This is a genomic window from Pseudomonas sp. NPDC087336 (assembly GCF_044744285.1).
GTDB lineage: Bacteria > Pseudomonadota > Gammaproteobacteria > Pseudomonadales > Pseudomonadaceae > Aquipseudomonas.
This window is the reverse complement of record NZ_JBIUYA010000084.1, coordinates 1-1,294: the sequence shown is the minus strand read 5'-3', so window position 1 is coordinate 1,294 and position 1,294 is coordinate 1. Positions and strand designations below refer to the sequence as shown.

1 protein-coding gene is annotated in these 1,294 nt (G+C 54.4%); it reads right to left on the bottom strand.

Features of this window, described 5'->3' with window-relative positions; all coding sequences use genetic code 11:
* Positions 1-27 precede the first annotated feature (27 nt).
* Positions 28-1,197, bottom strand: a complete 1,170-nt coding sequence (locus ACIO0C_RS31310; protein ID WP_033042572.1) for an IS4 family transposase — start codon at positions 1,195-1,197, stop codon at positions 28-30.
* Positions 1,198-1,294: the final 97 nt, after the last annotated feature.

Below are 1,294 nucleotides of genomic sequence, written 5' to 3'. Positions count from 1 at the left end.
GCGTCACTAGTGTCCGGTAAACATGTTTCATAGCTGAAGGCTGCCTTGGGCAGCCTTCAGCTTTTCTCGCTCCTGCCTTCGTCGATCCCTCAGTTCTGGAGTAGCGGGCCGTTCGTGCAGGACGTGAGATATGCGAACCGTCAGCTCGAACAACGAACCGGTAAATCCTGAACGACGATGGAAAAGGTGCAGTAACAAGTAGCTGATCAAGGCACTGTAAATCTGCAGGCGCACGGCGTTTTCAGAGAAGGCATAGAAGCGTTTGAGTTTCAGATGTTGCTTGATCCACTTGAAAAACAGCTCGATCTTCCAGCGATCTTTGTACAAGCCCGCGATTTCTTCAGCTGTTCTTGCGAAGTCGTTGGTCACTAGGATTAACGGCGTGGCATGTCCCTCGCGCTCAACCACCACGCGTCTTACCGGCGTTTCTCGGTAGTCATTCAGACGCTTACCGCCCAGATGCTTTTTGCCGAACAGAATGACTTCATCGGTCATGACCGGGCTTTGCTCGGCTACGGTCGAGTGCTTGTGCAGCACTTTGATATTGGCGTTTTTCTTCAGGCGGGTGACGAAAAAAGCGCCTTTGGTCTGCAACTGGTGCCACCAGTTGTAATCGCAATAGCCCTTGTCAAAGACATACGTCATGCCGGCCTGAATCGGCATTTCCAGTGCATCGCTCAGGTCGTTGACGTTGGCAGGAGTGATGTTGACGTACACCGGGGCCAACTGTGCCAAATCTAGCCCGACATGTACTTTCAAGCCCTGCGTAATGCGGGTTTTCGTGGCGGCTGTCCAGCCATCGAAGTGAGGTCCGCGCAAAGTGATCGACGTGGAATCAAGCAGGCTAACCATGGCACCGACTTCTTTGCGCTGCTGGCGGCTGATGCCGCGCAACAGCAACTCGCAAAGGTCCTGGAATGGCCGGTAGTCACGCTTGTTCAAGGCATCCGACAGGGTCGAGCGGGCGACGGGACCCGCTTTAAGATGGTAGCTATGCGGGCTTAGAGTTTCGGAGAAAGTCGCCAAGGACCGCAGGCTTAAGGCTTGGGTTACATGACCGCTGACCAGTGTCACCAGCAATTGCCAGGACGTGCAGCGTTTGACGTAGCGATCAGCCTGGTGCCTTTCGGTGGATTGCCGAAAGAACTGGCGCGGGATCGCACTGAGCAGGTGGGCTAAACGGGTGCTGGTAAACATGAGCCAAAATCGAGTCTGAAAAATCCGATTATGACTGACGGCCGCCAACAGCAAGGGGGAGCAAGCTCCCCCTTCGGTTTTTACCGGACACTAGTGA